The organism is Enterobacter sp. RCC_40 (assembly GCF_041360735.1).
GTDB classification, from domain to species: domain Bacteria; phylum Pseudomonadota; class Gammaproteobacteria; order Enterobacterales; family Enterobacteriaceae; genus Enterobacter; species Enterobacter ludwigii.
Map to the genome: position 1 here is coordinate 405,235 of NZ_JBFUPR010000001.1, position 25,557 is coordinate 430,791.

28 protein-coding genes are annotated in these 25,557 nt (G+C 56.8%); 23 read left to right on the forward strand and 5 right to left on the reverse strand.

Features of this window, described 5'->3' with window-relative positions:
* Window positions 1-115 precede the first annotated feature (115 nt).
* From fliD to AB6731_RS01840, 3 genes are read left to right on the forward strand one after another with little or no spacing between them, the layout of a single operon-like run.
* Window positions 116-1,591 (forward strand): flagellar filament capping protein FliD, encoded by a 1,476-nt coding sequence (gene fliD, locus AB6731_RS01830; RefSeq protein ID WP_371005825.1) that lies wholly within the window; start codon window positions 116-118, stop codon window positions 1,589-1,591.
* A gap of 43 nt (window positions 1,592-1,634) precedes the next feature.
* Window positions 1,635-2,042 carry a flagellar export chaperone FliS gene (fliS, locus tag AB6731_RS01835; RefSeq protein WP_262104711.1) on the forward strand — a complete coding sequence of 136 codons (408 nt, stop codon included), beginning with the start codon at window positions 1,635-1,637 and terminating at the stop codon, window positions 2,040-2,042.
* The gene (locus AB6731_RS01840; RefSeq protein WP_262104709.1) at window positions 2,035-2,355 is read left to right on the forward strand and encodes a flagellar protein FliT; all 321 of its coding nucleotides are present in this window, start codon (window positions 2,035-2,037) and stop codon (window positions 2,353-2,355) included. The genes fliS and AB6731_RS01840 overlap by 8 nt, the downstream gene beginning before the upstream one ends.
* A gap of 136 nt (window positions 2,356-2,491) precedes the next feature.
* Here the strand turns inward: AB6731_RS01840 and AB6731_RS01845 are convergent, their stop codons facing one another.
* From AB6731_RS01845 to flgA, 3 genes are all read right to left on the reverse strand, one after another.
* A complete protein-coding gene (locus tag AB6731_RS01845; protein WP_262104707.1) occupies window positions 2,492-2,935 on the reverse strand; it encodes a flagella synthesis protein FlgN in 444 nt (147 codons plus the stop codon).
* Between the two features lie 17 nt (window positions 2,936-2,952).
* The gene (gene flgM / locus AB6731_RS01850) at window positions 2,953-3,246 is read right to left on the reverse strand and encodes a flagellar biosynthesis anti-sigma factor FlgM (RefSeq protein ID WP_044856816.1); all 294 of its coding nucleotides are present in this window, start codon (window positions 3,244-3,246) and stop codon (window positions 2,953-2,955) included.
* Between the two features lie 73 nt (window positions 3,247-3,319).
* Window positions 3,320-4,018, reverse strand: a complete 699-nt coding sequence (flgA, locus tag AB6731_RS01855) for a flagellar basal body P-ring formation chaperone FlgA (RefSeq protein ID WP_262104705.1) — start codon at window positions 4,016-4,018, stop codon at window positions 3,320-3,322.
* A 237-nt stretch (window positions 4,019-4,255) separates the two neighbouring features.
* Between flgA and flgB the strand changes: the two genes are divergently transcribed.
* The 20 genes from flgB (at window position 4,256) to AB6731_RS01955 (ending at window position 23,242) form a co-directional block, all read left to right on the forward strand.
* Window positions 4,256-4,666 carry a flagellar basal body rod protein FlgB gene (gene flgB / locus AB6731_RS01860; protein ID WP_262104703.1) on the forward strand — a complete coding sequence of 137 codons (411 nt, stop codon included), beginning with the start codon at window positions 4,256-4,258 and terminating at the stop codon, window positions 4,664-4,666.
* Between the two features lie 6 nt (window positions 4,667-4,672).
* Complete coding sequence (gene flgC, locus AB6731_RS01865) at window positions 4,673-5,077, forward strand: flagellar basal body rod protein FlgC (RefSeq protein WP_029882533.1); 405 nt, start codon at window positions 4,673-4,675, stop codon at window positions 5,075-5,077.
* An 8-nt stretch (window positions 5,078-5,085) separates the two neighbouring features.
* Window positions 5,086-5,793 carry a flagellar hook assembly protein FlgD gene (locus AB6731_RS01870; protein ID WP_262104701.1) on the forward strand — a complete coding sequence of 236 codons (708 nt, stop codon included), beginning with the start codon at window positions 5,086-5,088 and terminating at the stop codon, window positions 5,791-5,793.
* Between the two features lie 23 nt (window positions 5,794-5,816).
* On the forward strand, window positions 5,817-7,019 hold the full coding sequence (gene flgE, locus AB6731_RS01875) for a flagellar hook protein FlgE (protein ID WP_371005826.1): 1,203 nt from the start codon (window positions 5,817-5,819) through the stop codon (window positions 7,017-7,019).
* Window positions 7,020-7,028: 9 nt separating this feature from the next.
* Window positions 7,029-7,766 (forward strand): flagellar basal body rod protein FlgF, encoded by a 738-nt coding sequence (locus AB6731_RS01880; RefSeq protein ID WP_371005827.1) that lies wholly within the window; start codon window positions 7,029-7,031, stop codon window positions 7,764-7,766.
* Window positions 7,767-7,787: 21 nt separating this feature from the next.
* Window positions 7,788-8,570, forward strand: coding sequence for a flagellar basal-body rod protein FlgG (gene flgG, locus AB6731_RS01885; RefSeq protein ID WP_044856822.1), 783 nt, complete (start codon window positions 7,788-7,790; stop codon window positions 8,568-8,570).
* 64 nt (window positions 8,571-8,634) lie between these two features.
* Window positions 8,635-9,321, forward strand: a complete 687-nt coding sequence (locus AB6731_RS01890) for a flagellar basal body L-ring protein FlgH (protein ID WP_080337425.1) — start codon at window positions 8,635-8,637, stop codon at window positions 9,319-9,321.
* 1 nt (window position 9,322) lies between these two features.
* Window positions 9,323-10,450 carry a flagellar basal body P-ring protein FlgI gene (locus tag AB6731_RS01895; protein ID WP_315986161.1) on the forward strand — a complete coding sequence of 376 codons (1,128 nt, stop codon included), beginning with the start codon at window positions 9,323-9,325 and terminating at the stop codon, window positions 10,448-10,450.
* Window positions 10,450-11,370 (forward strand): flagellar assembly peptidoglycan hydrolase FlgJ, encoded by a 921-nt coding sequence (gene flgJ / locus AB6731_RS01900; protein ID WP_262104697.1) that lies wholly within the window; start codon window positions 10,450-10,452, stop codon window positions 11,368-11,370. The genes AB6731_RS01895 and flgJ overlap by 1 nt, the downstream gene beginning before the upstream one ends.
* A 107-nt stretch (window positions 11,371-11,477) precedes the next feature.
* Complete coding sequence (gene flgK, locus AB6731_RS01905; protein ID WP_371005828.1) at window positions 11,478-13,118, forward strand: flagellar hook-associated protein FlgK; 1,641 nt, start codon at window positions 11,478-11,480, stop codon at window positions 13,116-13,118.
* Between the two features lie 10 nt (window positions 13,119-13,128).
* Complete coding sequence (flgL, locus tag AB6731_RS01910) at window positions 13,129-14,022, forward strand: flagellar hook-associated protein FlgL (RefSeq protein ID WP_371006126.1); 894 nt, start codon at window positions 13,129-13,131, stop codon at window positions 14,020-14,022.
* Between the two features lie 76 nt (window positions 14,023-14,098).
* Window positions 14,099-15,724: a methyl-accepting chemotaxis protein gene (locus AB6731_RS01915; RefSeq protein ID WP_371005829.1), complete on the forward strand. Its 1,626-nt coding sequence runs from the start codon at window positions 14,099-14,101 to the stop codon at window positions 15,722-15,724.
* 158 nt (window positions 15,725-15,882) lie between these two features.
* Window positions 15,883-16,602 (forward strand): RNA polymerase sigma factor FliA, encoded by a 720-nt coding sequence (gene fliA / locus AB6731_RS01920; protein WP_262104691.1) that lies wholly within the window; start codon window positions 15,883-15,885, stop codon window positions 16,600-16,602.
* Between the two features lie 367 nt (window positions 16,603-16,969).
* The gene (gene flhD / locus AB6731_RS01925; protein ID WP_041909314.1) at window positions 16,970-17,320 is read left to right on the forward strand and encodes a flagellar transcriptional regulator FlhD; all 351 of its coding nucleotides are present in this window, start codon (window positions 16,970-16,972) and stop codon (window positions 17,318-17,320) included.
* A gap of 2 nt (window positions 17,321-17,322) precedes the next feature.
* Window positions 17,323-17,898 (forward strand): flagellar transcriptional regulator FlhC, encoded by a 576-nt coding sequence (flhC, locus tag AB6731_RS01930; RefSeq protein ID WP_041909315.1) that lies wholly within the window; start codon window positions 17,323-17,325, stop codon window positions 17,896-17,898.
* Between the two features lie 84 nt (window positions 17,899-17,982).
* Window positions 17,983-18,879, forward strand: coding sequence for a flagellar motor stator protein MotA (motA, locus tag AB6731_RS01935; protein ID WP_252008055.1), 897 nt, complete (start codon window positions 17,983-17,985; stop codon window positions 18,877-18,879).
* Window positions 18,876-19,781 (forward strand): flagellar motor protein MotB, encoded by a 906-nt coding sequence (motB, locus tag AB6731_RS01940; protein ID WP_262104689.1) that lies wholly within the window; start codon window positions 18,876-18,878, stop codon window positions 19,779-19,781. The genes motA and motB overlap by 4 nt, the downstream gene beginning before the upstream one ends.
* Window positions 19,768-21,723 carry a chemotaxis protein CheA gene (gene cheA / locus AB6731_RS01945; RefSeq protein ID WP_262104687.1) on the forward strand — a complete coding sequence of 652 codons (1,956 nt, stop codon included), beginning with the start codon at window positions 19,768-19,770 and terminating at the stop codon, window positions 21,721-21,723. The genes motB and cheA overlap by 14 nt, the downstream gene beginning before the upstream one ends.
* The gene (locus AB6731_RS01950; protein WP_262104685.1) at window positions 21,720-22,241 is read left to right on the forward strand and encodes a chemotaxis protein CheW; all 522 of its coding nucleotides are present in this window, start codon (window positions 21,720-21,722) and stop codon (window positions 22,239-22,241) included. The genes cheA and AB6731_RS01950 overlap by 4 nt, the downstream gene beginning before the upstream one ends.
* Window positions 22,242-22,342: 101 nt before the next feature.
* Window positions 22,343-23,242: a LysR family transcriptional regulator gene (locus AB6731_RS01955; protein WP_262104683.1), complete on the forward strand. Its 900-nt coding sequence runs from the start codon at window positions 22,343-22,345 to the stop codon at window positions 23,240-23,242.
* Here the strand turns inward: AB6731_RS01955 and AB6731_RS01960 are convergent.
* Window positions 23,217-24,008: a substrate-binding domain-containing protein gene (locus AB6731_RS01960; protein WP_371005830.1), complete on the reverse strand. Its 792-nt coding sequence runs from the start codon at window positions 24,006-24,008 to the stop codon at window positions 23,217-23,219. The genes AB6731_RS01955 and AB6731_RS01960 overlap by 26 nt on opposite strands.
* A 15-nt stretch (window positions 24,009-24,023) precedes the next feature.
* Window positions 24,024-25,319 carry an MFS transporter gene (locus AB6731_RS01965; protein ID WP_262104681.1) on the reverse strand — a complete coding sequence of 432 codons (1,296 nt, stop codon included), beginning with the start codon at window positions 25,317-25,319 and terminating at the stop codon, window positions 24,024-24,026.
* Between the last annotated feature and the right edge of the window lie 238 nt (window positions 25,320-25,557).

Below are 25,557 nucleotides of genomic sequence, written 5' to 3' on the forward strand. Positions count from 1 at the left end.
AAAACTGTCTTTACCTTTCTGCCATATTGTTCTGCCCCCTGTGAAAAATTAAACTTCCTTCTCTATTATCCGATGAAAGTAGCGTGAGCTATTTCATTTCTGGAGGAACATTATTATGGCTGGAACGAATTTTTTAGGCGTGGGGTCCGGACTGCCGTTTGATCAGTGGCTGGCGGATGAGCGCAAAGGTATTACGCAAAAACTCAATCCTTATCTGCAGAAGCAAACCACCTATAAAGGGCAGATTTCTGCGTGGGGCTCTATTTCCAGCGCGCTGAGCACGATGAAGGACAATCTCGGCAAGCTGGAAGATGAGGGATTTAACGGCGTCAGCGTGAGCGACAACAAAACCTTTAAGGCGACTGCAGGGCAGGGCGCGATCCCCAACAGCTACTCCATTGCCGTCAAACAGCTGGCGAAGGCGCATCAGCTGGCGGTTGAGAACGATACGCGCGATAAACCCATCGGCAACAGCGCGGCGAAAGTGACCATTACCCTGAAAGAGGGTGAAAAACCGCTGGAGCTGGACTTAGCGAAAGATGAAACCTCTCTCGATCAGATTGCTAAAAAGATCAACGAGCAGAAAGGCGACGTGGCCGCGGAAGTGATGACCATTGAGGACGGGACGCACAAGCTGGTTCTGACCTCGAAAAAAACCGGTGAAGCCGGGGAAATGAAGATCGAGGTGACAGGTAATGCGCAGTTAAAGGCAAAGCTTGAAGGTGCGGATGTCGAAACGGATTTCCAGAATGCCGAAATTATTCTGAATGGGAATTCCATTACTCGAAGTTCTAATACGGTTAATGATCTGATCACCGGCGTGACGCTTGAGCTGCGTGAAGTATCGGAACTGAAGGAATCTGGACTCGATCCAGACGACCCAGAAAACTACAAAACCGAATCTCTGACCATCACCGAAGACACCTCAAAGGTGAAAACACTGATTGAAGAGTTCGTCAAAAACTACAACAGCTACCTCACCACCGTCGCCGGTGCCACCAAATATACGGCTCCCGATCGTGACAGCAATTCGGACTCTCTGCCTCAGCCTGACCCTTCCAACGGCGCCTTGTTCAGCGACGGTTCCTTACGTCGACTGACCAGCGAGCTGAAAGCCACCGTGACGGGCAGCTATCCCGAGGTTGGGGATGTCATTCAGACGCTGGGTAAATTAGGGATTACCGTCACCTTTGACGGTAAGACCGGCGATGACCGAACCGGCACGCTGGGCACCCTTTCAATCGATAGCAAAAAGCTTGATGCCGCCCTGAAGGACAACCTGAAAGAAGTTGAGGCGCTGTTCCTCGGTAAAGGCGGTAAAGAGGGGATTAAGGACCGCATGGAGGGGATCTTTAATACCTATCTCGGGGATAAACAGTCGATCGAAAAGAAAGACGGCGTTATCGAAACCGCGCTTGAATCCCTGCGCGAGCAGGAAAAGCGTCTTGGTAAGCAGATCACGGCCGTTGAAAAACGCATTGAAGAGACCATGCTGCGCAGAGAGAAAGAGTACCAGCGTCTCGATAAGGCCATGAGCGATATGAACAGCATGAGCACCCGGTTGCAGCAGTCGCTGGCGGGGCTGGTTTAATCACTACTATCCCGGGCAGAGCGCTGCCCGGCAGGATTTGACGATGTACACTAAAACGGGCAACAGTGCCTATACCGCTGTCTCACTCGACAGCCAGATCGTTGGCGCGACGCCGCATCAGCTGATCGTTCTGCTGTATGACGGGGCGATTAACGCCATGAAGCGGGCGGAGATTTATTTCCAGTCGGGCAATATCGCCCGTCGCGGCGAGATGATCTCCCGCGCTATCAATATTATCGATAACGGCCTGCGCGCCGGGCTGGATCACGAGAAGGGCGGGAAAATCGCCGAAGAGCTGGAGAGCCTGTACGAGTATATTTCCCGTACGCTGCTGGAGGCGAATCTCAACAAATCCGGTGAAAAGCTGCCGCACCTCATTGCCCTGATGACGGGGATGCAGGAAACCTGGCAGGCCATCGCCCCGCAGCACAAGCAGGTGAAACATGGATAACGACGTGATGGCGCTGATTGATGAGTTGCTCATCAGCAACGCGAAGCTGCGTCAGCAGGCCGATGCCGGCGAGTGGGATGTGTTTCTTGACGAGTCCGTGGCGTACAGCATGGGAATGAGAACGCTGTGTGATATCGATTTAACCCAGCTGGCACAGCACACTAAAACGTCGGTCAGCGCCCGGCTGGCGACCCTCCTTGAGAACGATGCCCTGCTAACGCGCGCCATTCAGGGACGCCTGAGCATCATCAGCACCGAACTCTCCGCCATGCGCAAAACCAGCAGCGTGGCAAAATCTTACACCGCTGTTTAATTTACCCCTCACCCTAACCCTCTCCCCGTAGGGGAGAGGGGACTGTCAGCCCGTAGGCCCGCGCAAGCGAAGCGCCGCCGGGCAAAAAAAAAGCCCACCAGAGGCGGGCAAAAGAGGACAACGCAGACAGGAACGATCAGATACTGATGTTGTACTTGCGGCCCGCGGGCAGCTGGCTGGATTCCCCTGCGGGACCATAGAGCGTGTTAGCGTGGCCCACGTGGTCGATGGCCTTGCGGATATGCTGATTTTTCTTCATATGGCTTTGCAGCAGCGATTCCACCTTTTGATTCAGCGACTTTGTGTTGCGCACCTTCTCATGCACCTGCTGCCAGCTGGCAAACAGCTTGCCGAGCCCCGGGTAGGGGGCTTCCGTGCCGCAGCTCTGCTCCTGCTGACGGCGCATATCGTCGTAATACTGAATGGTCGACAGCAGCTGGTTTTTGTTATCCGCCAACACTTGCAGCGACACCGGGTTGATCTGCGTGCGGTTGAGCTGATTGACCTCTTCAATCATGATCGCCTCCAGCTCATCCAGAGACGTTTTCATCTGCGCGAGTATCGGGTAAAGCTTGTCCATAGGGGTCCTGCTTACGGTTAAAACTGAAACATGTCCTGCACCATCGCCTGAGCGATTTTCTCAGGCTCAATGCGCAGGGTACCTGCCGACAGCGCGGCGCGAAGCTCGGCGACGCGCGCGTAGTCCACGTCGCGGCTGTCGTCAGTCTGGATCTTTTTGGTCATTTCGCTCAGGGTGACGTTGGTGTTGTCGCGCTTGTCCGAACGTTTTGCCGCAGCGTCACTCTCCTGAGGCTGCGTGCGGGCGCGCAGATCCTGAGTTGGGGCGATTTTCGCAATCGGCGCGGTGGTCTGGCTGCTGTTGATGCTCATGGTGGTCCTCTCAGGGAAACATATTCTGTACTCACATATTGTCTTCATCGGTGATTCACAGAAAACCTAAAATTTATTGTTGTGAAATAATCATCACCTGCCCGTCAGCCCCCACTTTCCCACTCACGGTGCGCCCGCCAGCCGTTTTGACTTTGAGCAGGTCATCCACCGCGGCATTGTTGAGCGCCTTGCCCTGGCTGCGAATACGAAAGCCTGAACCGGTCGTCACCAGGTCGACCGTCTGTCCGGCGCGCAGACGCCACTGCTGGCGCAGCTGGTTTTCTAACAGCGGCTTACCGGCGTCGATGGCGCGAGTCAGGCGTTGGCCAATAATCTCATCGGCGTTAAAGATTAATCCCCCCGGCTGGTGGTCGAGACTGCCGCTAACCGGCTCGATATCGCTGCGCTGGACAATTGCCCCGCCGGGCAGGCTCTGGCTTGCCACCCACCAGGTGCCCTGCGCGCTGATGCGAACCGGCAGGAAATGGCGACGCGCGCCGCACTGCGCGAGCACGGTGCGTTTACCGGTCAGACGGCTGTTGCTTCCCACCAGGCTCAGCTCCGGGTTATCGCACACGGCGGCCACCTGCGCGGGTGAGGCGAGCAGGGTGACGGTGCGCACGATGTCGCTACCGTCTTCAGGCTGTGGGATCAGCGCATCCAGTTTAAGCATCAGCCGCTGCTTTGCCGTCTGGTCAGACGGTACGCTGGCTGCAGCGGATGCAGAACAGAGCAAAGCGGCCACCGCCGTGCTGATTATTCGGAGCTTCATCGTATTGCCTTAATCATATCTGTGATGGCTAAATTATATACGCAGGCACCTGGGTTTTATTGCTTCAAATAATGACACTTTTGAAGGTAATTAAATCTATCGTCACGTTAACGTTATTAGGATTATTTCTATTTCCCTAAATAGGCTTATTTCTGTCGGGTCTTCGCAGTGTGATATTTCACCAGCGCTGACTACACTATCGCAGTTTAAATAACGCAAGACAGGAGTGCTGTTGTCATGAATAAACTTGATGACGCCTTTCGCTTTCAACAGCAGGCGTTAGGTTTGCTGTCGCGCCGCCAGGATATATTGGCTTCGAATATTGCGAATGCCGACACGCCGGGCTACAAGGCGCGCGATATTGATTTTACTCAGCAGCTAAAAGCCGCCATGGAAAATAACACGATGGCGAAATCTCCCATGTCGCTGGCATTAACGTCACAGAAGCATATTGAAGGTAAAGCGATGCCGTTTGACGATGCGAATGTGCTGTATCGCATACCGGATCAGCCGAGTGCCGACGGTAATACCGTGGATATGGATCGCGAGCGCGTCACTTTCGCGGATAACGCCGTGAAATATCAGTCTGGACTGACGTTCCTTGGCGCGGATATTAAAAAAATGATGACTGTGCTCAGTCAGGGGTAATCAACGATGTCGCTCTTTAGCGTATTTGATATTTCGGGTTCGGCGATGGCCGCCCAGTCTCGACGCCTCAACGTCAGCGCCAGCAACATGGCCAACGCCGACAGCGTGGCGGGGCCGGACGGTCAACCCTACCGCGCGCGTCAGGTGGTGTTTTCCGTTGACGCGTCTGCCGGTCAGGAGATCGGCGGCGTTCAGGTTAGCGACGTAGTCGAGAGCAGCGCGCCGGACCGTCTGGTTTATGAACCGGGCAATCCGCTGGCGGATGAACAAGGGTACGTGCGGATGCCCAACGTCAACGTGATGAACGAGATGGTGAACACCATTTCGGCTTCCCGCAGCTACCAGGCCAACGTGGAAGTGATGAATTCCGCCAAAAGCCTGATGCTGAAAACATTAACCCTTGGTCAGTAAGGACGCATATGGCGGTCTCTTCGATTAACAACAATAACGGCGGTGCGGGTGGCACCGGCACCGGCAACAGCGCGGCGGATCTGTCGAACCAGTTTATGAACCTGCTGGTGGCGCAGATGAAAAACCAGGATCCCACCAACCCGATGGATAACAACCAGCTCACCTCGCAGCTGGCGCAGTTCAACATGGCCGCGGGCGTCGAGAAGCTCAACAGCTCCGTGGCGGGCGTGCAGGCGATGATGGTCCAGCTCGGCAGCATGAGCGCCTCCTCCTGGGTCGGACGCAGCGTGCTGATTGAAGGGGAGGCGAAGGTCTCCTTCGGCGAGCCGGGGATCGGCATCATGCAGGAAGGCGTGGAACAGCCGGGTAATTCGGACGACTTCCATTTTGTATTAGGGGGCGATGCCGAAACGGTGACCGTCACCTTGCACGACGGTGATAAGGCGTACACCGCAGAGCTGAAGAACGTGAAGCAGGGCATGAATACCTACAACCTCGACGACCTGGAAAACTTCAAGCCGGAGCCAGGGCCGCCGCGCGACAGGGAATACACCCTCTCCTTTGAAGCCAGCAATCCTGAGGGGGAAAACCCGGAAGTGTTTGGTCTGGTTCAGGATCAGGTTCAGGGCGTCACGATGGATCCGAGCGGACCGATTCTGCATCTGCTGAATAACGATCCGATTGGCATGGGCAAAGTTTTTGTCATTCAAAAATAGTCATTACTTTCTGGAAATTAATTATGGGTTTTTCACAAGGTCTTAGCGGCCTGAGTGCCGCAGCAAAAGCGCTGGACGTGGTGGGTAACAACATCGCCAACTCTCAGACCGTAGGGTTTAAAGCTGGCTCCGTCTCCTTCGCCGATATCTTTGCCGGTTCGACCGGTATGGGCGTACAGGTGGCGGGCGTCAACCAGGATATGGGCGACGGCGGGCTGATGAACGGCAGTTCCGCGCTGGATATGGGGATTTCCGGTCGTGGCTTTTTCCGCATGGTCGACCAGGCGGGCAGCGTGTTCTATGGCCGCAACGGCCAGTTTGAGCAGGACCAGAACGGCTTTATCGTCAACAAAACAAACGGGCTGTTTTTGACCGGCTATCAGGCGACGGACGGCGTGATCAACCCGGGCGCGCAGGTAGGGCCGATTCGCATTCCGAAGGACGACATGCCTCCGGCGACGTCAACCAAAGGCGACGTGACCGGCAACCTGAAGTCCGACGATAAAATTATTCCGGCGACGCCGGGCTTCTCTCCTGACGACGCTAACACCTACAACTACGTCAGCGAAGTGACCGCCACCGACAGCCTGGGGAATAAGCACGCCATTAAAGTCTATTACGTGCATACCGCAGAAGGTGAGTGGAAGGCACACGCTCAGGATTCCACCGCGCCTGGCGCGGGTGCGGATGAGTGGAGTGTGCAGACTCTTACGTTTGGGCCCGACGGCAAACTTACCGCGCCGGTGACAATGAACATCAAAGGGGGGGCTTACAACGGCTCAGCACCACTGGATTTGACGCTTGATCTGAATATTACCCAGAACGCCAGCGATACCCAGGTGATGCTTGGCGAGATTGACGGTCAGGCACCGGGTAAATTTAATAGCTACCAGGTCAGCGACACGGGCGAAGTGATTGCCATCTACAGCAACGGCAAGCGTCAGACCGTCGCGCAGGTGGTGCTGGCAGACTTTGCCAACGCGGGCGGCCTGGAGCAGCAGGGCAACAACCTGTGGGCGGAGACCGTGCAGTCTGGCCAGCCGTTCCTGGGTCCCTCGGGCACCGGCAGTTTCGGGGATATCACCGGCGGCATGCTGGAATCCTCCAACGTGGAACTGGGCGACGAAATGGTCAACATGATTGTCTACCAGCGCAACTACCAGTCCAACTCGCAAACCATCAAAACCCAGTCTGAAGTCCTGCAGACGCTGGTTAACCTGCGTTAAGGCTGAATGATGGATCGCGCTATTTATACCGCCATGAGTGCCGCCAACGCGGCGCTCAACCGCCAGGCGGTCACCTCAAACAATCTGGCGAACAGCTCTACCGCAGGCTTTCGCGCCCAGCTGGCGGCCTTCCGCTCGGTGCCCATTGAAGGGGAAACCCTGCGCACCCGCGCGTTGGTGGCAGAGTCGACACCGTTTCATGACACCACCATGGGGCCGATTACCCACACCGGTCGCAGCCTGGACGTGGCCTTGCCGCAGAATGGCTGGCTGGCGGTGGCGCTGGACGACGGCAGCGAAGGCTATACCCGCAACGGCGCCATTGAGGTGGATCAGGACGGGGCGCTGAGCATCAACGGCCGTCCGCTGATGGGCGATGGCGGGCCGCTGGAAGTGCCGTCGCAGTCTCACGTCACCATCGGCAGCGACGGCACCGTGTCGGCGCTCGGCATGGGTGATGACCCGACGATGCTGGTGCCCGTTGGCCGCCTGAAGCTGGTCAACGCCGAGATGAACGGCATGGTCCACGGCGACGACGGGCTGTTCCGCGCGGCGGGCGGCGAGATGCTGGCGCAGGACGAAACCCTGCGCCTGACGCCGGAGGCCATCGAGGGCAGCAACGTCAGCCCGGTGCAGGCCATGACGGCGATGATCGCCAACTCCCGCGGCTTCGACATGAACATGAAGGTGATCCGCACCGCCGACGAGAACGCCCAGAAGGCCAATCAGCTATTAAGCGTGAGCTAAATTCGCGCAAGGAGCCACAACATGATTCGTTCTTTATGGATCGCAAAAACCGGGCTGGAAGCACAGCAGCTCAATATGGACGTCATCTCCAACAACCTGGCGAACGTCAACACCAACGGCTTTAAGCGTCAGCGCGCCGTGTTTCAGGATCTGCTCTATCAAAACATGCGCCAGCCAGGCGCCCAGTCGAGCGAGCAGAACACCCTGCCGAGCGGTCTGCAGTTGGGTACCGGCGTGCGTCCGGTCTCCACCCAGCGGGTACACACGCAGGGCGGCATGAACCCGACCGGCGACGAGTACGACGTGGCTATCGAGGGTGAAGGTTTCTTCCAGGTGCAGATGCCGGACGGCAGCACCGCCTACACCCGCGACGGCCACTTTGCCAAAAGCCCGGACGGCCAGCTGGTGAATGCCGAAGGCTATCCGATTCAGCCGGGCATCGTGATACCGCAGGATGCCACCAAACTGAACATCGGCAGCGACGGTATCGTCAGCGTGAAGGTGCCCGGCCAGGCGGAAGAGCAGCAGATTGGCCAGCTGACGCTGACCACCTTCGTCAATAACGCGGGGCTCGAAAGCATCGGCGGCAATCTCTACAAAGAGACCCAGTCTTCCGGCGCGCCGAACGAGCTGAACCCCGGCATGGAGAGCGCGGGCACGTTGAAGCAGAGCTACGTGGAGATCTCCAACGTCAACGTGGCGGAAGAGCTGGTGACCATGATTCAGGTGCAGCGCGCCTACGAAATCAACAGCAAAGCGGTCTCGGCATCCGACCAGATGCTGCAGCGCCTTTCCCAGCTGTAATGTCCTCTCTCTGGCCGCTCGCGCGGCCAGACTTTTTATCGACACTGAAATGAAAATATTGTCTATGCACATTCCGGCAGCCGCGCTGCTGGCCAGCACGCTGCTGCTTAGCGGCTGCGCGCACATTATGCAAAAGCCCCTTGTTGAAGGCCCGACAACGGCAACACCATTACCGATGGCACCGGCAGCGACCGGCGGCTCACTGTTTCAGGCAGGGCAGGGGATGAACTACGGCTACCAGCCGATGTTCGAAGACCGCCGCCCGCGTAACGTGGGCGATACGCTGACCATCCTGCTGCAGGAGAACGTGAGCGCCAGCAAAAGTTCCTCCGCCAGTGCCAACCGTAATGGATCGGCCGGGATGGAATTGCTTGCTGTGCCGACGGGAGCCGGTAGCTGGCTGGGTGACGGGAAGGCGGATTTCAAAGCCCAGGGCACGAATGACTTCGCAGGCAAAGGCGGCGCGGCGGCGCGTAACACGTTTACCGGCACCATCACCGTGACTGTGAAAGAACTCCTGCCCAACGGCAACCTCGGCGTGGTGGGCGAGAAGCAGATCGCCATCAACCAGGGCACCGAATTTATCCGCTTCTCCGGCGTGGTGAACCCGCGCACCATCAGCGGCAGCAATACCGTGCCCTCCACCCAGGTGGCGGACGCGCGCATTGAGTACGTCGGCAACGGCTACATCAACGAAGCGCAGAACATGGGCTGGCTGCAACGCCTGTTCCTGAACCTTTCTCCTTTCTGATATGACCATGAAAAAAGAATCTATCCTGTTTTTTCTCAGCATCCTGCTGTATGGCATGACGCTGGCGGTGCCCAAAGTGGGGCACGCGGAACGTATTCGCGACCTGGCGACGGTGCAGGGCGTGCGTTCTAACTCCGTGATGGGCTACGGCCTGATTGTCGGCCTTGACGGTACGGGCGACCAGACCATGCAGGCGCCGTTTACCGGCCAGAGCCTGAATAACATGCTCTCCCAGTTGGGGATCACCGTACCCGCAGGCACCAATATGCAGCTGAAAAACATTGCGGCGGTGATGGTGACCGCCGAGCTGCCTCCCTTCGCGCGTCCCGGCGACAAGCTGGACATTGTGGTCTCGTCGGTCGGTAACGCCAAAAGCCTGCGCGGTGGTACGCTGCTGATGACCCCGCTCAAAGGGGCGGATAACCAGATCTACGCCATCGCCCAGGGCAATATTTTGATCTCCGGCGCAGGCGCGCAGGCGGGCGGCAGCCGCGTGCAGGTGAACCAGCTTAACGGCGGGCGCATCAGCGGCGGGGCAACCGTCGAGCGTGAAGTGCCGAACGATTTCGCGACCCAGAACATCGTGCGTTTGCAGCTGAACGAGACCGATTTCTCGCTGGCGCAGCAGATCAGCGACGCCATCAACCAGCGCTACAGCGGCGGGGCGGCGCTGCCGGAAGATGCCCGCACCGTGCGTCTGTTCGCGCCGCCGGACGGCCCGTCCCGCGTGCGTTTCCTCGCCAACATTCAGGACATCCCCTTGAAGGTGAACGTGCAGGACGCGAAGGTGATTGTGAATTCGCGCACCGGCTCGGTGGTGATGAACCGCCACGTGTCGCTCGATTCCTGCGCGGTGGCGCACGGCTCCCTGACGGTTGAAGTGATGCAGAACAACATCATCAGCCAGCCGGATACGCCGTTTGGCGGCGGGGAGACGGTGGTGGTGCCGCAGACGGATATCTCGGTACGCGACAGCGGCGGCTCGCTGCAGCACGTGCGCAGCAGTACCGATCTGAACGCGGTGATCCGCGCCCTGAACAGCCTGGGTGCGACGCCGAACGAGCTGATGTCGGTTCTGCAGGCGATGAAAAACGCCGGCTGTCTGCGGGCGAAGCTGGAGGTGAACTGATGAACGCCTTCGACAAGTTCGAACAACCCGCCTTTGACGTCCGCTCGCTGGACACGTTGAAACGGGAGGCCGGGCGGCAGACGCCCGGCGCGCTGAAGGCGGCGGCGAAGCAGATGGAGGGGATTTTCGTGCAGATGATGATGAAGAGCATGCGCGATGCCACCTTTAAGGACGATTTACTGAGCAGCCAGTCTTCAGAGATGTACACCGCCATGCACGATCAGCAGATCGCGCAAAACATTGCCGGGAGTGGTCAGCTCGGCTTTGCCGATCTTATCGTTCGCCAGCTGGGGGGCGAAAGCGATGTCCCGGTCGTCGCCCCGCCGGGGCGCGATGTTTTACGCCCAGGGCTGTCGTCTGCTCCCGCCACCGGCCCGCTGCGTCTGCCTGCGCCGGTGTCATTTGCCAAACCGGTCGAAGGGGCGCATCCGTTTATATCCCGTCTGCTGCGCCCGGCCCAGGCGGCTGCACAGCAGAGCGGGCTGCATCCCCATCTGATTCTGGCTCAGGCGGCGCTGGAGTCCGGCTGGGGGAAACGGGAGATCCCCGCGGCTGACGGCAGCCCGAGCCACAACCTGTTCGGCATTAAGGCCACGGGCGACTGGCGCGGCAAAACCACCGAAATCACCACCACTGAATATATCAACGGCGTGAAGCAGAAGGTGAAAGCCGCGTTCCGCGTCTACGACTCCTATGAACATGCGCTCTCGGACTACGCGAAGCTGCTGACCAAAAACCCGCGCTATCGCGGCGTGGTGCAGTCAGATTCAGCAGAGCAGGGGGCGAAAGCGCTGCAGGCGGGCGGCTACGCGACCGACCCGGCCTACGCGAAAAAGCTCATCACCATTATTCAGAAGGTAAAAGGCGATATTCAGCAGGGCGTAAATGCCTATAAAAACGATATCGACAAGATTTTCTGACAAAGATGTTTTAGAGAATTTTTGAATCACCGATGAAATAAAAAGAGCCATGAACTTTCTGGCCCGGATGCGAACCCGGGCCCGCAATCAGGGAATATCCAGAACGTATGAATAACCTATTTAATTTAGCCAGAAACGGCATCAGCGTGGCGCAGGCCGCGATCCGGGTAACCGGTGATAACCTGACTAACGGCATGTCCGGCAACTATAGCCGCCGCAGCCTGATTATCGGTGAGCTTGGCGGCATGTCGACTGCGCAGGGATTCTTTGGCTATGGCGCCCGCGCCAGCGGCGTAGAGCGTGCCTACGATGCCTTCGCCAACAACCAGCTGCGGGACTCGCTCTCCGGCTACGCCTCCTTCACCGGACGGATGGAACAGCTGGCGGATATCGATAACATGTTGGCGGACGAGTCGGATAACGTCTCGGTTTCGCTGGGCAAGCTGTTTAAGGATATGGCGACGCTGAGCGGCGACCCGGCGGATGGCCCGGCGCGTGCGGCGGTGTTTACCTCCCTCGACGTGCTGGCCAACCGCTATAACGCCAGCGCCAAACGTCTTTCCGGCCTTGAAAAAAGTACCAATACTCAGATTGAGCGCAGCGCCAAAGAGATCAACAGCTATACCGAACAGCTGGCACAGCTGAACAAACAGCTGGAGCGTCTGCAGGGGAACGGCGCGCCGCCTGCCGATCTGCTCGACCAGCGCGATGCGCTGCTGGAAGGGCTGAGCGAACAGCTGGGGATTACCGTCACCGAGGATCAGATCTCCGGTCGCGTGAGCGTCACGCTGCCCGATGGGCGTCCACTGGTCTCTGACGACACTGCCTACAAGCTGGAAACTTCTCCGTCGGATGCCGAACCCAACAAGATGATTGTGTCGTACGTGGATGCGAACGGCAAAGCGTCGCCGCTGGATGAAAACGCCATCACCAAAGGACGTCTGGGTGGGCTGTTCAAATTCCGCAACGAGGACCTCGTGGTCGCGCGTCAGGATCTGGACCAGATGGCCTTTATGATGGCGCACCGGATGAACAAGCAGAACGGCGAAGGGCTTACGGCTGAGGGTAAGTCTGGTGGCGATCTCTTCTCTCTGCCGGATATCAAAGCTATCGCCAACGCTAAAAACAGGGGCGGCGACGCGCTTGACCAGATCGCGGTGACCAATTTCAAAGAGGTGAAGTCGGAGAACTATGACATCAGCTTTGATGGCGCAAACTGGGTGGTGAAAGGGGCCGATGGTCGTATCGTACCTCTCGATCCCGCTGCACCAGCAGGAACGTTAAAGTTCGATGGTATCGAAATTACCCTTCCAACCCCTTCCACTGCCTTAGCGGGGGATAAATTCACACTCAACCCGATGGCGGGTGCAGCCGAGGGCATCAGCCGTAAGATAACCAGTGCGCAGGACTTTGCGGCTGCCGACCTGACGGGCGGCGAGGGGAATAACAAAAACCTCGAAAAAATGCGGGATATCCAGAAAGAAGCATTAATTGGCAATAACACGCTCAGTGAAGCCTATGCCAGCCTGGCAGGCAAAATCGGTGAAAGCGCCCGCGAGGTGAAGTCCTATGCCACCAGTGCCGAAAACGATTTACGCACCAAATATGACACGAAGCAGGCGCTCTCTGGCGTCAACATGGACGAGGAATATATCAACCTGGACATGTTCCGCCAGTACTACAACGGCAGCGCGCAGCTGCTGAAAACGGCGACCGCCATGTTTGATGCCCTGCTGGCCATCCGATAAGGAAAAGATGATGCGATTAAGTACGCTTTATATGTACAAGCAAAGTTCGGAAGCGATGACAAAACGCATGAGCCAAAGTAATGAGGCTTATCTGCGAATGTCTGCGGGTAAAACGCTGCTCAAAGCCTCGGACGACCCGACTGCCGCGACCGATGCAGTAAAACATCAGGACGCGCTGGCGAAGCTGGAGATGTACAGCAGCGTGCGCTCCCGCGCGCGCGGCGCGCTGGAGTTCCAGGACAATATTCTGAACGGCGTGGGGAATCTGATGACCACCACCCTGAAGGAAAAAATAGTGGCGGCGGGATCGGATGCCTATTCTGATGATGACCGCCGGGCGCTGGGGAAAGAGATTGAGGGGATCCGCGCGAATCTGCTGGATTTAGCCAACAGCCGTGACGCCTCTGGTCGCTATATTTTCAGCGGCTTTAAAACAGATAACCCAGCGTTTGATGATGCAGGTTCATATCAGGGAGGAGACGAAGCACGGAAACAAACCGTTGCCGACGGAACCGAGATGCAAACCGGCCATCTCGGCGATGAGATCTTCGATGACATTTTTGCGCTTCTCGACAAAGCCGTTGAGGAGCTAACAAAAGATGATATTGATTACGACGCTATGCGAGTCGCGCTTGAAGCTGCCAGTAAAGGCATCGACGCGGGCATCGACCGCCTTGGGAAAGCTCAGGCCGAGCTCGGCACCAATATGCAGCAGCTTGACGCTCTGGATCTCACCGGCGACGTGCTGATTAACGACACCATTGTCAAAGTGCAGGATGCCATCGGTGCCGACACCAGCATGCTGGTGACGCTGGTGTCGGAGTCGCAAATGTCCGAGCTGGCGTTCAACGCTTCAATGTACGTCTACAAAAATATGCAGAAGATGAATCTGTTTAATATGTGACGTCCCTGACCCTTTAATTTCCTTTTCTTCAGGCGCCACCGCGTACGGTTAAGCCGTGCGCGGCGGGTGAGAAACTATGTTAACGAAACTCAAAATTTACAGCGCAATCAGCCTTATTATTGGCCTGTTTGCGGTGATGCTGTTCGGCGTAACCGCTTATTCCGTCTATGACGCGGTCTCTAATAACACCAATTTTAAACGTATTGTCGTGGCCTCTGAAAATAACGACCAGATGCGCGATGCGGCCTATAACATCAGCGCCGTTATGGCCAACACCAACGGCCTGATGCTGCAGGCGGCGCTGGGTAATCCGGTCTCTGAGAACGTGGCCAAACATACGCTGAATGTAGTAAAAATTGCGCGCCGTAATATGGATGCCTTTATGGCGTCGCCGTTTAATACCCCGGAAGAGAGCCGTCTGGCCGCCGAGGTGAATACCGCGTTCAACGAGGTATATAAGGTTGCCGAAAATAAGCTGGGCTACCTGCAAAACCCGGCAGGGTATTCCGGTTCGCTGGAACATGATATGGAGCTGCGCACCGCGCTGCGTAATAAGGTTGATCGGTACAGCGATGCGAGCGGCAGATTGAGCCAGAGCTATATTGAAGCTTCCGAGCGCGGTTACCAGATCATGCTGGGCGTCGGGATTGTGGTGATGGTTCTGGCCGTCGGTCTGCTGTTCGCCATTCGTTTCTGGCTGCGCCACACCCTGGTGCGTCGTATGGAAACGACGGTAGAGATGCTGCGCCGCGTGGCGGCGGGCGATCTCAGCCAGGAGATTGAAAGCGGTAGCCAGAATGAAATCGGAAATATGCTGACCGAGCTGGAGACCATGCGTACCTCCCTGACCAGCACGATCCTCGGGATCCGCGACAGCGTGCAGCGTATCCACACCAACGCCCAGGAAATTGCCCACGGCAATAACGATCTCTCCTCCCGCACCGAAGAGCAGGCGGCGGCGCTGCAGGAGACGGCGGCCAGCATGGAGCAGATCAAGACCACCGTGCGCCAGAATGCCGACAACGCCCACGCGGCCCGCGAGCTGGCGGAAAGCGCCAGCAACAATGCCCATAACGGCGGCGAAGTGATGCAGAGCCTGGAGCAGATCATGGCGCAGATCACCACCAGTTCGCGTCAGATTGCCGACATCAATGGCGTGATTGACAGTATTGCCAACCAGACCAACATCCTGGCGCTGAACGCGGCGGTGGAAGCGGCGCGCGCCGGTGAGCAGGGACGCGGCTTCGCGGTCGTCGCGGAAGAGGTGCGTAATCTGGCAAAACGCAGCGCCGATGCGGCCAAAGAGATTAATCAGCTGATTAACACCAGCGTGAGCAACATTGATATCGGTTCGCGTCAGGTGGGGCAGGCCAGCACCGTGATGCAGGAGATCGTGACGTCCGTGTCGCAGGTGACGCAGATCATGGGCGAAATCACGTCGGCCTCGGACGAGCAGAGTGCAGGTATAAACCAGATTTCACAGGCGGTTAACGAAATGGATCTGGTGACCCAGCAGAACGCGGCCATGGTGGAAGAGGCGGCGATGGCGGCGGGCGATCTGGAGTCGCAGTCCGACGCGCTGGAGCGGCTGGTGGCGCAGTTCAGGCTGAACCAGGAGAGCACCGCGGCGAACGTGGCTGAAGAGCCTAATAAGCCACGGCGTCAAAAAGAGCCTGACCTGGCCCAGTGGGAAACCTTTTAATCTTATTAATTACCATCATTAATAGCGCTGTTTTTTAAAATAGCCCGTTAATACAAATGAAGTAACAGAATGCGCATTTTTATAAAGGCTTATTGCACTATTTGAATGCGCCATTTCACCGGATAATTCTCGCAGAGAATAGCAGGTGGAATGCAATCGTGGATGGTATTTATACGGCCGAAGGGCTGGAAGATAAATCGGTAGTCTGGTCTAAATATCACTATCTGGTGCGGCAGGAAGCATTGCGGTTACATAAGCGGCTTCCTGCCAGCGTCGAGCTGGATGATTTAATTCAGGCGGGTTCGATTGGTTTTTTAAGCGCAGTCGAAAGCTTTGACCCGAAAAAAGGGGTGACGCTCACCGCGTGGATCACCCAGCGGGTAAAATGGGCGTTATTAGATGAGCTGAGAGAAAGTGACTGGGTTCCGCGGCGGGTACGAACCCATACGCGTGAAATCGTCGCCATTATTCAGCAAATTGAGCAGGAAAAAGGCGGGGAAGCGACGGAAGCTGAAATTGCAGAGCGCATGGGCGTGTCATTGCAGGAATTTCAGCAGATGCTGGCGGATAATAACACCAGCCAGATGTACTCGGTTGACGAGCTGCAGGAAAATTATGCTGACAGCTGGGAAACAAGCGGTGACGATCATGAGCAGCTTAATCCGCTTAATGACACCATCAAGGAAAATTTGATGGAGCAGATCGCCGGGCATATTCAGTTCATCCCGGAGAGAGAGCAGCAATTGCTGCAGCTTTATTATCTTCAGGATGTGAATATGAAAGAGATTGGACTGATTTTAGGGATTACGGAAACACGCGTGAGTCAGTTGCACAGCCTGGCGGTTAAAAGGTTACGCAGTCGAATGGAATCGGCGTAGAGATAATTACAAGGCATTAACATTAATCCTGTTAATACAGTCTTTAATGCAGGTTTAATCATTGATATCAAGGTTTAATAAGGTTTAACAATCCTTTATTGATTTTTAAAATCAATGATTTAACTGTAATTCGTGGATTTAGAGAAATTTCTGTCGCTTGTTAGGAAAATACTTAGTGTTTATGATTTTGCCAGTTTTGTGATGCAGCCTCCTTTGGCATTGACATGATTGTCATTCATTTACTGAGGAAGATTGACTTACCTGAGTGAATATCAATGCCAAAAGACTCTCTGTATCAGTTCGAAAACGTTATCTGACTAAACTGACATGCCAACTGATGGCTAAATAACATTGGGAGTTTTCGCCTGTGTCTAATTTCGACGAGTACCTGCAAAATATTCATGATATTAACCTGTCCTATCTTCTGCTCGCCCAGCAGCTGATCCGCCAGGATAAATTTGCGGCGGGTTTTCGCCTGGGATTGTCTGAAGGGACAATTGATAACCTGAAAGAACTGTCGTTACCGCAGTTAATGAAGCTGGCGGCCACCAATCAGCTTATTTGTCGTTTGCGCGTTGATGATGAAGTGGTGATTGAAAATCTGACCAAAGATTCACGTATTGAAGCACTGCAGCAAATTCATACCGGCATTATTTTGTCGACCAATCTTCTTAACGCTTTAAGCGAAGAAGAAGCCATTACCGCTGAGGGGGCATAATTATGTGTGGTGAAAAAAGTCTGCTGCAGGAAATTGATGAGGTCAACATTGCCATGGGCTTGATTTCCCTTGGCGCAAGAATGCAGGTACTGGAGTCGGAAACGTCGCTGAGCCGTCGTCGTCTGCTTCGTTTATACAAAGAATTACGCGGCTGCCCACCGCCGAAAGGCATGCTGCCGTTTTCCGAAGACTGGTTTATGTCGTGGGAACAGAATATTCATTCTTCTATGTTCTACAACATTTACCTCTATTTAAAAAAGACCGAGCAGGGTCGCTCGATTGAAATGTTGATGAAGACCTATCGTCTTTATCTGGAGCAGTGCAGTACCTGTGCTGATGAGAAGCCGGTACTGGGGCTGACGCGTGCCTGGACATTATTACGCTTTATCGACTGCGGCATTATTTCGCGTAAAGCCTGCAGCGTGTGTGGCGGAGGTTTTGTCGTCACCACCGAGTTTATTAAAAACCCATTTACCTGCAGCTTGTGCAGCCCGCCGTCGCGTGCGCTGAAGAAATCCCAGGTGAATAACACCGGATTATTAAGGAACGCGATCTCGCCAGAAATCATGACGGCGTAATCCCTGACGGACAGCTGTGCGCAAGATGGCGTTTACCTGATGCCGGGACAACCGGCATCGGTCAAAAAAGTAAAAGGAGAGAGTGTGTTAGTTATTGTTGGCTATCTTGTTGTCATACTGACCGTTTTTGGTGGCTTTATTCTGTCCGGCGGTAATCTGATGGCGCTGTTTCAGCCGCTGGAGCTGCTGATTATCGGCGGTGCTGGCGTCGGGGCGTTCATTGTCGGTAACAACGTGAAATCCCTGAAGGCCACCGGAAAAGCGCTGGTGAAAGTTTTCGTGGGCAAGCGCTATAACAAAGCGGTCTATATGGACCTGATGGCGCTGATGTTCCTGCTGCTGTCGCAAAGCCGTGTTCACGGGCTGATGTCGCTGGAAAAGGATATCGAAGATCCGCAGAACAGCGATATTTTTAGCGCCTATCCCCGCCTGATGAGCGACCCGATGCTCGCCAATTTTATCCTCGACTACTTCCGCCTGATGATTGGTGGCAGCATGAATTCTCATGAAATCGAAGCCCTGATGGATGAAGAGATTGAAACCTGCGAAGAAGAGCTGGAAGTACCAGCCCACAGTCTGAATACCGTGGGCGATGCGTTTCCGGCCTTCGGTATTGTGGCGGCGGTGATGGGGGTGGTAAATGCGCTGGGCGCTGCCGACCGCCCGGCGGCGGAGTTGGGCATGCTGATTGGCCACGCGCTGGTGGGCACCTTCCTCGGTATTCTTATTGCCTATGGTTTTGTTTTGCCGCTGGCGACGCTGCTGCGTCAGAAAAGCTCCGATCAGGTCAAAATTCTTCAGTGTATCAAAGTGACGCTGCTCTCCAGCCTGAACGGCTACGCCCCGCAGATTGCGGTGGAGTTTGGTCGTAAAACTATCTTTACCAGCGAACGTCCGTCGTTTGAAGAGCTGGAAGAGCACGTGCGCGAGGTCAAATCTAACGCCACGCTGAAAACCAAAGCCTCGGACAGCGCCGCATGAAGAACGTCACGCCTGTCATCATTTCACGTAAGCGTAAAAAGAAGAAACATGCCCATCACGGCGGGACGTGGAAGATTGCCTATGCCGATTTTATGACCGCGATGATGGCCTTCTTTCTGGTCATGTGGCTGCTTTCCCAGTCCACGGACATGGAAAGAGAGCTGATTGCGGATTACTTCCGCATGCCGCTTAAGCCGTCGATGGCAAACGGTGATAAAACCAGCCTGAGCGACAGCGTCATTCCCGGCGGTGGGGATGACATCCTCAAGCGGCAGGGTGAAGTGTTCAAAGGGCAACTCAGCGCGATTGATAAGCACAAGCGCTTCGAAAGCCTGAAGCAGGCGAAAGAGAAGCTGCAGAAGATGATCGAAACCGATCCGCGGCTGAACAACTTTAAATCCAACATCCTGCTGAACCTCACCAACGACGGCCTGCTGATCCAGATCACCGACTCGCAGGACCGCCCGATGTTCCGCGTCGGTAGCGAACTGCCGGAGTCCTATATGAACGGCATTCTGCAGGCCCTGGTGCCGCTGCTTCAGGAGTTGCCCAACGCGCTGAGCCTGACGGGGCATACCGACTCGCTGCCGTATGCCGGGGGCGACGGCGGCTACAGCAACTGGGAGCTTTCCGCCGGGCGCGCCAACGCCGCCCGCCGGGTGCTGGTCCGCGGCGGGCTAAGCGATGAGCGCTTTTTACGCGTGATCGGCACCGCCAGCCGGATGCCGCTGGACAACTCGTCGCCTGAGAGCGCCGTCAACCGCCGCATCAGCATTCTGGTCCTCAGTCGCGCGAAAGAGCAGGAGATCCGCCTGGAGGATACCCAGGCCCAGCGCGCAGACAGCGTGCTGAACGATATCAATCTGCAAAACGTGCAGGGTTATACCGATGGACATGAATGATTTTTCGCAGATCTTTTTTACCGAGGCGGAAGAGCTGCTGGCCGAAATGGAACAGCTGCTGCTGCAGCTTGACGTCGCGGCGCCGGACCTGGAGCAGCTGAACGCCATCTTTCGCGCGGCGCACTCGCTGAAAGGGGGCGCGGCCACCTTTGGCTTCAGTGCATTACAGGAGACAACCCACCTGCTGGAAAACCTCCTCGATCAGGCGCGGGCAGGGGAGAGGGCGCTCAGTCGGTCAATCATCAACCTTTTTCTGGAATGTAAGGACATTATGCAAGCGCAGCTGGAAGCCTATCAGTCTTCGCAGGAGCCTGATGAAGCCCGTTATCGCTATATCTGTGAAGCCCTGAGGGAGATTGCCCTTGAGGGCCAACAGCCCGCGCCGCCAGCGGCAACCCCTGAACCCGTAGCACCGCAGCCCGTCAGCGCGGCGCAGGAGACGGAAACCTCGCTGGTGGTGACCCTGCATAACGTTGGGGAGCGCGAGCAGACGATGCTGCGCGACGAGCTGACCAATATGGGTGAGATTACGCACGTCGAGACGACGCCGGACAGCATGACGGTCACGCTGCTGACCACCGCCTCGGGGGACGATATCACCGCCGTACTCTGCTTTGTACTCGACAGTAAGCAAATTGAGGTGACCCCTGCAGAGCCCGTGACCGCACCTGCGCCAGAGCCGGAGCAAAAACCGGCTGCCGCGCCGGAGGCCGTCGCCAAAAAAGCGTCGCCAGCCTCGCGGGCGGCGAATCAGGAGTCGGGCAGCATTCGCGTGGCGGTGAGCAAAGTTGACCAGATCATCAACCAGGTCGGCGAACTGATCATCACTCAGGCGATGCTCTCCCAGCTGTCGCGAACCCTCGATCCGGCCAGCTACGATCTGCTGTCCGGCTGCGTGGCGCAGATGGAGCGCAACACCCGCGAGCTGCAGGAGTCGGTGATGTCCATTCGTATGATGCCGATGGATTACGTCTTTAGCCGCTTCCCGCGGCTGGTGCACGACCTGGGCTCCCGTCTCAATAAAGAGGTCGAACTGACGCTCAAAGGCGGGTCCGCCGAGCTGGATAAGAGCCTGATCGAGCGCATTATCGACCCGCTAACCCACCTGGTGCGTAACAGCCTCGACCACGGTATTGAAGAGAAAGAGGCGCGCGTTGCCAAAGGGAAACCGGTGACCGGAAACCTGACGCTCTCCGCTGAGCACCACGGCGGCAATATTGTGATTGAAGTCAGCGACGATGGGGCTGGCCTTAACCGGGAAAAAATCCTCGCCAAAGCCCGTTCGCAGGGGATGGCCATCAGCGACACCATGAGCGATGACGACGTGTGGATGCTGATCTTCGCCGCCGGTTTTTCCACCGCCGAGAGCGTAACGGACGTGTCCGGGCGCGGCGTGGGCATGGACGTGGTCCGACGCAATATTCTGGCGATGGGCGGCCACGTGGACGTGCTCTCGACGCCCGGTGCCGGAACGACTATCCGCATTATCCTGCCGCTGACGCTGGCGATCCTCGACGGCATGCTGGTGAAGGTGGGGGACGAGATTTACGTTCTGCCGCTGGGCGCGGTGATGGAATCGCTGCGCCCAACCGACGAGATGCTGTGCCGCTTTGTGGGTGAAGAGCGGCTGCTGCAGGTGCGCGGTGAATATCTGCCGCTGGTGCTGCTGCGCCAGCGCCTCTCGGTGGCGGGCGAAGCGCCTGCCGACGACGGCATTGTGGTTATCGTGCAAAGCGCGGGCTGCCGCTATGCGCTGTGGGTCGATCAGCTTATCGGCCAGCAGCAGGTGGTGGTGAAGAATCTTGAACATAACTACCGCAAAGTGCCTGGCGTCTCCGCAGCGACCATCCTCGGAGATGGCAGCGTGGCGCTGATCCTTGATGTGGTTGAGCTGTCGACGCTCAACGTTCCACAACCCCAGAGGGAGGGGGTAATAGCATGACTGTAGCAACCGCCAGTAAACCCACCGCCGCTGACGCTACCGCGCAGGAGTACCTGGTATTCCGCCTGGGCGACGAAGAGTACGGCATTGATATTCTCAAAGTGCAGGAGATCCGCGGCTGCGACCGCCTGACGCGTATTCCGAACGCGCCAAACTTTATTACCGGCGTCACTAACCTGCGCGGCGTGATAGTGCCGATTGTGGATCTGCGCGTGCGCTTTGAACTGCCTGACCCGTCGCAGGACGACAAAACGGTGGTCATTGTGCTCAATCTGAATGACCGCGTGGTGGGCATTGTGGTTGACGGCGTGGCGGACGTGCTGTCGATTGACGTGGATAACATCAAGCCGACCCCGGACGTGGCCTCGGTACTCTCCGGCCGTTACCTGCTTGGGCTGGGGGTGCTCGACAGCCGAATGATTATTCTGGTGAATATTGAGAGGCTGTTGAGCCGCGAGGAGATGGCGCTGGTAGAGTCGGCGGCCGAGTCATACATTGACGAACACCGTTGCGCATAGCACTTTCCGGGCGCATATCAGCGGCGAAGGTTGCCGCTGATGCATAACTCGCTATTATGAATGTTCGAGTTTCCAGAAAGCGCTAAGGATTGCCAGAAAGTATGCCCGTCAATTTCGACCTCAACGATCTTTACGCCTTCAGAGCCCTGGTGGAATACGGTAATTTCCGTATTGCGGCAGAATCTATCTGCATTTCTCAGTCTGCCTTAAGCCGCCGCATCGAAAAGCTGGAGGCGGCAGTGGGGGCCAAACTGTTCGACAGAACCACCCGGCGCGTGACGCTGACGCTCTTCGGGCAAACCTTTGCCGAGCGCTGTGGGGTGCTTCTGGAAAACGTGGAGTCGATGCTGGCCGATATCGACAAGGTGAGCGAGGAGCGCACCGGGCTGATCACCGTCGCCACTGTGCCTTCGGCTGCCTGTCATTTTATGCCCGAGGTCATCCGCCAGTTCCACAGCCGCTATCCACGCGTGCGCATTAAGCTTATCGACAGCAGCGCGGGGAATGTCATTGAGGCGGTGGCCAGCGGTCAGGCGGATTTTGGTATCTGTTTTGCAAGAAGCCTGCAGCCGGAGATCGCGTTCATTCCGCTGGTGGAGGATGTGTACGTTGCCGCATGCCGTCGCGATCATCCGCTGGCGGGGCGTAAGAATCTGACCTGGCAGGCGTTTTTTCAGCAGGATTACATCAGCCTGGATATCACCTCCGGAAACCGCAACCTGCTCGACCAGATGCTCGGCCACATCAAGCCCGAGCGTCCGGGGATCTGTGAAACGCGCCACGTCACCACGATGCTGGGGATGGTGGAGGCGGGGATTGGCATTGCGGCCGTTCCCGCGATGTCAATGCCGAACGCTGAACATTCGATTCTGACGCAGATCCCGCTGACCGAACCCGAAGTCAAACGCACTGTCGGGCTGATTCGGCGCAGCGGGCGTATTCAATCATGGATTGCCGCCGAGCTGGAAACGCTGATTACCGCGCGCTATCGCGCGGCGTAGCGACGGGGATCATCCCGGTAGCGGTTATCGTCTCCCGCGCGCTGGCTGACGCGAGGTAATCCAGCAGCGCTTTTGCCTCTGAGGGATGATCCGCGTGGGCCGTCACTGCACCGGCAAAACGGGTAATGTATTGCAGATTATCCGGGAGCTTGCCGACAAAGGTTACCCCCGGAACAGGCAGCAGCTCGCTCACCTGCTGGAGCCCGATGCTGTACTTCCCTTTTGCCACTTCCGACGCGACCGGGATCCGCTCAACCTTGTGCGCTTTTCCCGCAACCTGCTCTTCAATCCCCAGTTTTTTAAACAGCTGAGTTTGCACATACCGCCCGCTGGCGCTGTCGGAGTAGGCGATAGCGTTCGCCTTCAGCAGGGTCTGGCGCAGGGTGGCCTCCGTGGCGATATCCGGCACCGGCGAGCCTGCTTTCACCACCACGCCGACGGGCGAATCCGCCAGCTCAACGCGCGAGCCGTCTTTGACCATCCTGTCCTTCGCCAGATGCGCCAGCGCATCCCCGACCATAATCACCACGTCCGCTTTTTCTCCGCGCGCCAGGCGGTTGGGGATGGCCTGGGGCGTTTGTCCCATGGATGGCCCCGGGATCAGCACAATGCGGTCGCCGCTTTTGGCTTCATACTCTGGCGCGAGCTTTTCCAGGGCGGCTTTAAAACCGCCCGAGATCATGACGGTCACCTCCTGGGCCAGCGCCGCTGCGCTGGTTGCCAGCAATACCAGCCCGGTCAGTCCTGAACGCATAAATGTGTGCATATCATCCTCTCCGGATTAACGGGCTGTTTGCAGATGCAGCGCGCTGCGACGGTAGAGATAGAGCGTTGCCAGCATGGCACAGACCGCCGCGAAGCTCATCCAGTACCCTGGGGAGGCTTTGTCACCGGTGTACTCAATCAGCGCCGTCGAAATGACCGGCGTAAACCCGCCGAAGACAGCGGTAGCGAGGCTGTACGCCAGCGAGAAACCGGCCACGCGCACTTCAACGGGCATGATCTCCGTCAGTGCCGGGATCATCGCGCCGTTATACAGGCCGTACAGGAAAGAGAGCCACAGCAGCACGCTCAGCATCATGGAGAAGCTTGGGGACTGCGCCAGCAGAGTTAGCGCCGGGTAGCTGGTCGCCATCGCCAGAAGCGTCATGGCAATCAGTACCGGTTTGCGTCCGAAGCGGTCCGACAGCGCGCCGCCCACCGGCAGCCAGATAAAGTTAGAGATTGCCACCAGCAGCGTGACCAGCAGGCTGTCAGAGGCGCTCAGCATCAGCACTTTTTTGCCGAAGGTTGGTGCGTAGACAGTGATCAGATAGAACGCGGTGGTGGTCATCGCCACCATCAGCATGCCTGCAACCACAACCGGCCAGTTCGCCAGCAGGGTGGTAAAGACCTGACGCATCGCCAGCGTGTGGCGGCGCGCGCGAAACGCTTCCGTCTCTTCAAGCCTGCGGCGCAGGATAAAGATAAACGGCACGATTAAGCAGCCAAACAGGAACGGAATGCGCCAGCCCCATTCGCGGATGGCACTCTCTTCCATCAGTGCGTTCAGGGCAAAGCCCATTGCCGCCGCCACCATAATCGCCACCTGCTGGCTACCGGACTGCCAGCTGGTATAAAAGCCCTTGCGGCCCGGCGTGGCGATTTCCGCCAGATAGACCGACACCCCGCCAAGCTCCGCCCCGGCGGAAAAGCCCTGCAGCAAGCGCCCCATCAGCACCAGCAGCGGCGCCCACAGGCCGATGCTTTCATAGGAAGGGATCAGCACGATCAGGAAGGTTCCCGCCGCCATAATCGACAGCGTGACGATCAGCCCTTTGCGGCGGCCAACCTTATCAATATACGCGCCGAGCATGATTGCCCCGATGGGGCGCATCAAAAAGCCCGCGCCGAAGACGGCGAAGGTCATCATCAGCGAGGCAAATTCACTGCTCGCCGGGAAGAAGGTATGCGCAATGTAGGTGGCATAAAACCCGAACAGGAAGAAATCGAATTGCTCAAGGAAGTTGCCGGAGGTGACGCGAAGTATCGCGCCCGCTCTTGCGCGAACGGTTGCAGGTGGGGTTGAGGAAATCATCGTAGTCTCCAGTTTTATTATTGACGTGTTGTCCGTCTGTTTCTGAAAACTGGCTCATTAAACGGAAATTAATAAGCGCAAATCGCGCATGAACTGATGCGTGGTGTGCATCAATGACAGGACGTTGACCAGGATTTACGGTTCTAACAATAACTTAACAATTCCTTTGTTTTTCATTCACCGCATTCTGCTAAGTGGCTGATATCCCTGTTTTGTGACATTGCGCAGAAGATAAGCC

What these genes read in the sequence shown, in the direction of transcription:
- fliD (WP_371005825.1), top strand. Translation starts at nt 116, where the DNA reads ATGGCTGGAACGAATTTTTTAGGCGTGGGGTCCGGACTGCCGTTTGAT.
- fliS (WP_262104711.1), top strand. Translation starts at nt 1,635, where the DNA reads ATGTACACTAAAACGGGCAACAGTGCCTATACCGCTGTCTCACTCGAC.
- AB6731_RS01840 (WP_262104709.1), top strand. Translation starts at nt 2,035, where the DNA reads ATGGATAACGACGTGATGGCGCTGATTGATGAGTTGCTCATCAGCAAC.
- AB6731_RS01845 (WP_262104707.1), bottom strand. Translation starts at nt 2,935, where the DNA reads ATGGACAAGCTTTACCCGATACTCGCGCAGATGAAAACGTCTCTGGAT.
- flgM (WP_044856816.1), bottom strand. Translation starts at nt 3,246, where the DNA reads ATGAGCATCAACAGCAGCCAGACCACCGCGCCGATTGCGAAAATCGCC.
- flgA (WP_262104705.1), bottom strand. Translation starts at nt 4,018, where the DNA reads ATGAAGCTCCGAATAATCAGCACGGCGGTGGCCGCTTTGCTCTGTTCT.
- flgB (WP_262104703.1), top strand. Translation starts at nt 4,256, where the DNA reads ATGAATAAACTTGATGACGCCTTTCGCTTTCAACAGCAGGCGTTAGGT.
- flgC (WP_029882533.1), top strand. Translation starts at nt 4,673, where the DNA reads ATGTCGCTCTTTAGCGTATTTGATATTTCGGGTTCGGCGATGGCCGCC.
- AB6731_RS01870 (WP_262104701.1), top strand. Translation starts at nt 5,086, where the DNA reads ATGGCGGTCTCTTCGATTAACAACAATAACGGCGGTGCGGGTGGCACC.
- flgE (WP_371005826.1), top strand. Translation starts at nt 5,817, where the DNA reads ATGGGTTTTTCACAAGGTCTTAGCGGCCTGAGTGCCGCAGCAAAAGCG.
- AB6731_RS01880 (WP_371005827.1), top strand. Translation starts at nt 7,029, where the DNA reads ATGGATCGCGCTATTTATACCGCCATGAGTGCCGCCAACGCGGCGCTC.
- flgG (WP_044856822.1), top strand. Translation starts at nt 7,788, where the DNA reads ATGATTCGTTCTTTATGGATCGCAAAAACCGGGCTGGAAGCACAGCAG.
- AB6731_RS01890 (WP_080337425.1), top strand. Translation starts at nt 8,635, where the DNA reads ATGCACATTCCGGCAGCCGCGCTGCTGGCCAGCACGCTGCTGCTTAGC.
- AB6731_RS01895 (WP_315986161.1), top strand. Translation starts at nt 9,323, where the DNA reads ATGACCATGAAAAAAGAATCTATCCTGTTTTTTCTCAGCATCCTGCTG.
- flgJ (WP_262104697.1), top strand. Translation starts at nt 10,450, where the DNA reads ATGAACGCCTTCGACAAGTTCGAACAACCCGCCTTTGACGTCCGCTCG.
- flgK (WP_371005828.1), top strand. Translation starts at nt 11,478, where the DNA reads ATGAATAACCTATTTAATTTAGCCAGAAACGGCATCAGCGTGGCGCAG.
- flgL (WP_371006126.1), top strand. Translation starts at nt 13,129, where the DNA reads ATGCGATTAAGTACGCTTTATATGTACAAGCAAAGTTCGGAAGCGATG.
- AB6731_RS01915 (WP_371005829.1), top strand. Translation starts at nt 14,099, where the DNA reads ATGTTAACGAAACTCAAAATTTACAGCGCAATCAGCCTTATTATTGGC.
- flhC (WP_041909315.1), top strand. Translation starts at nt 17,323, where the DNA reads ATGTGTGGTGAAAAAAGTCTGCTGCAGGAAATTGATGAGGTCAACATT.
- motB (WP_262104689.1), top strand. Translation starts at nt 18,876, where the DNA reads ATGAAGAACGTCACGCCTGTCATCATTTCACGTAAGCGTAAAAAGAAG.
- cheA (WP_262104687.1), top strand. Translation starts at nt 19,768, where the DNA reads ATGGACATGAATGATTTTTCGCAGATCTTTTTTACCGAGGCGGAAGAG.
- AB6731_RS01950 (WP_262104685.1), top strand. Translation starts at nt 21,720, where the DNA reads ATGACTGTAGCAACCGCCAGTAAACCCACCGCCGCTGACGCTACCGCG.
- AB6731_RS01955 (WP_262104683.1), top strand. Translation starts at nt 22,343, where the DNA reads ATGCCCGTCAATTTCGACCTCAACGATCTTTACGCCTTCAGAGCCCTG.
- AB6731_RS01960 (WP_371005830.1), bottom strand. Translation starts at nt 24,008, where the DNA reads ATGCACACATTTATGCGTTCAGGACTGACCGGGCTGGTATTGCTGGCA.
- AB6731_RS01965 (WP_262104681.1), bottom strand. Translation starts at nt 25,319, where the DNA reads ATGATTTCCTCAACCCCACCTGCAACCGTTCGCGCAAGAGCGGGCGCG.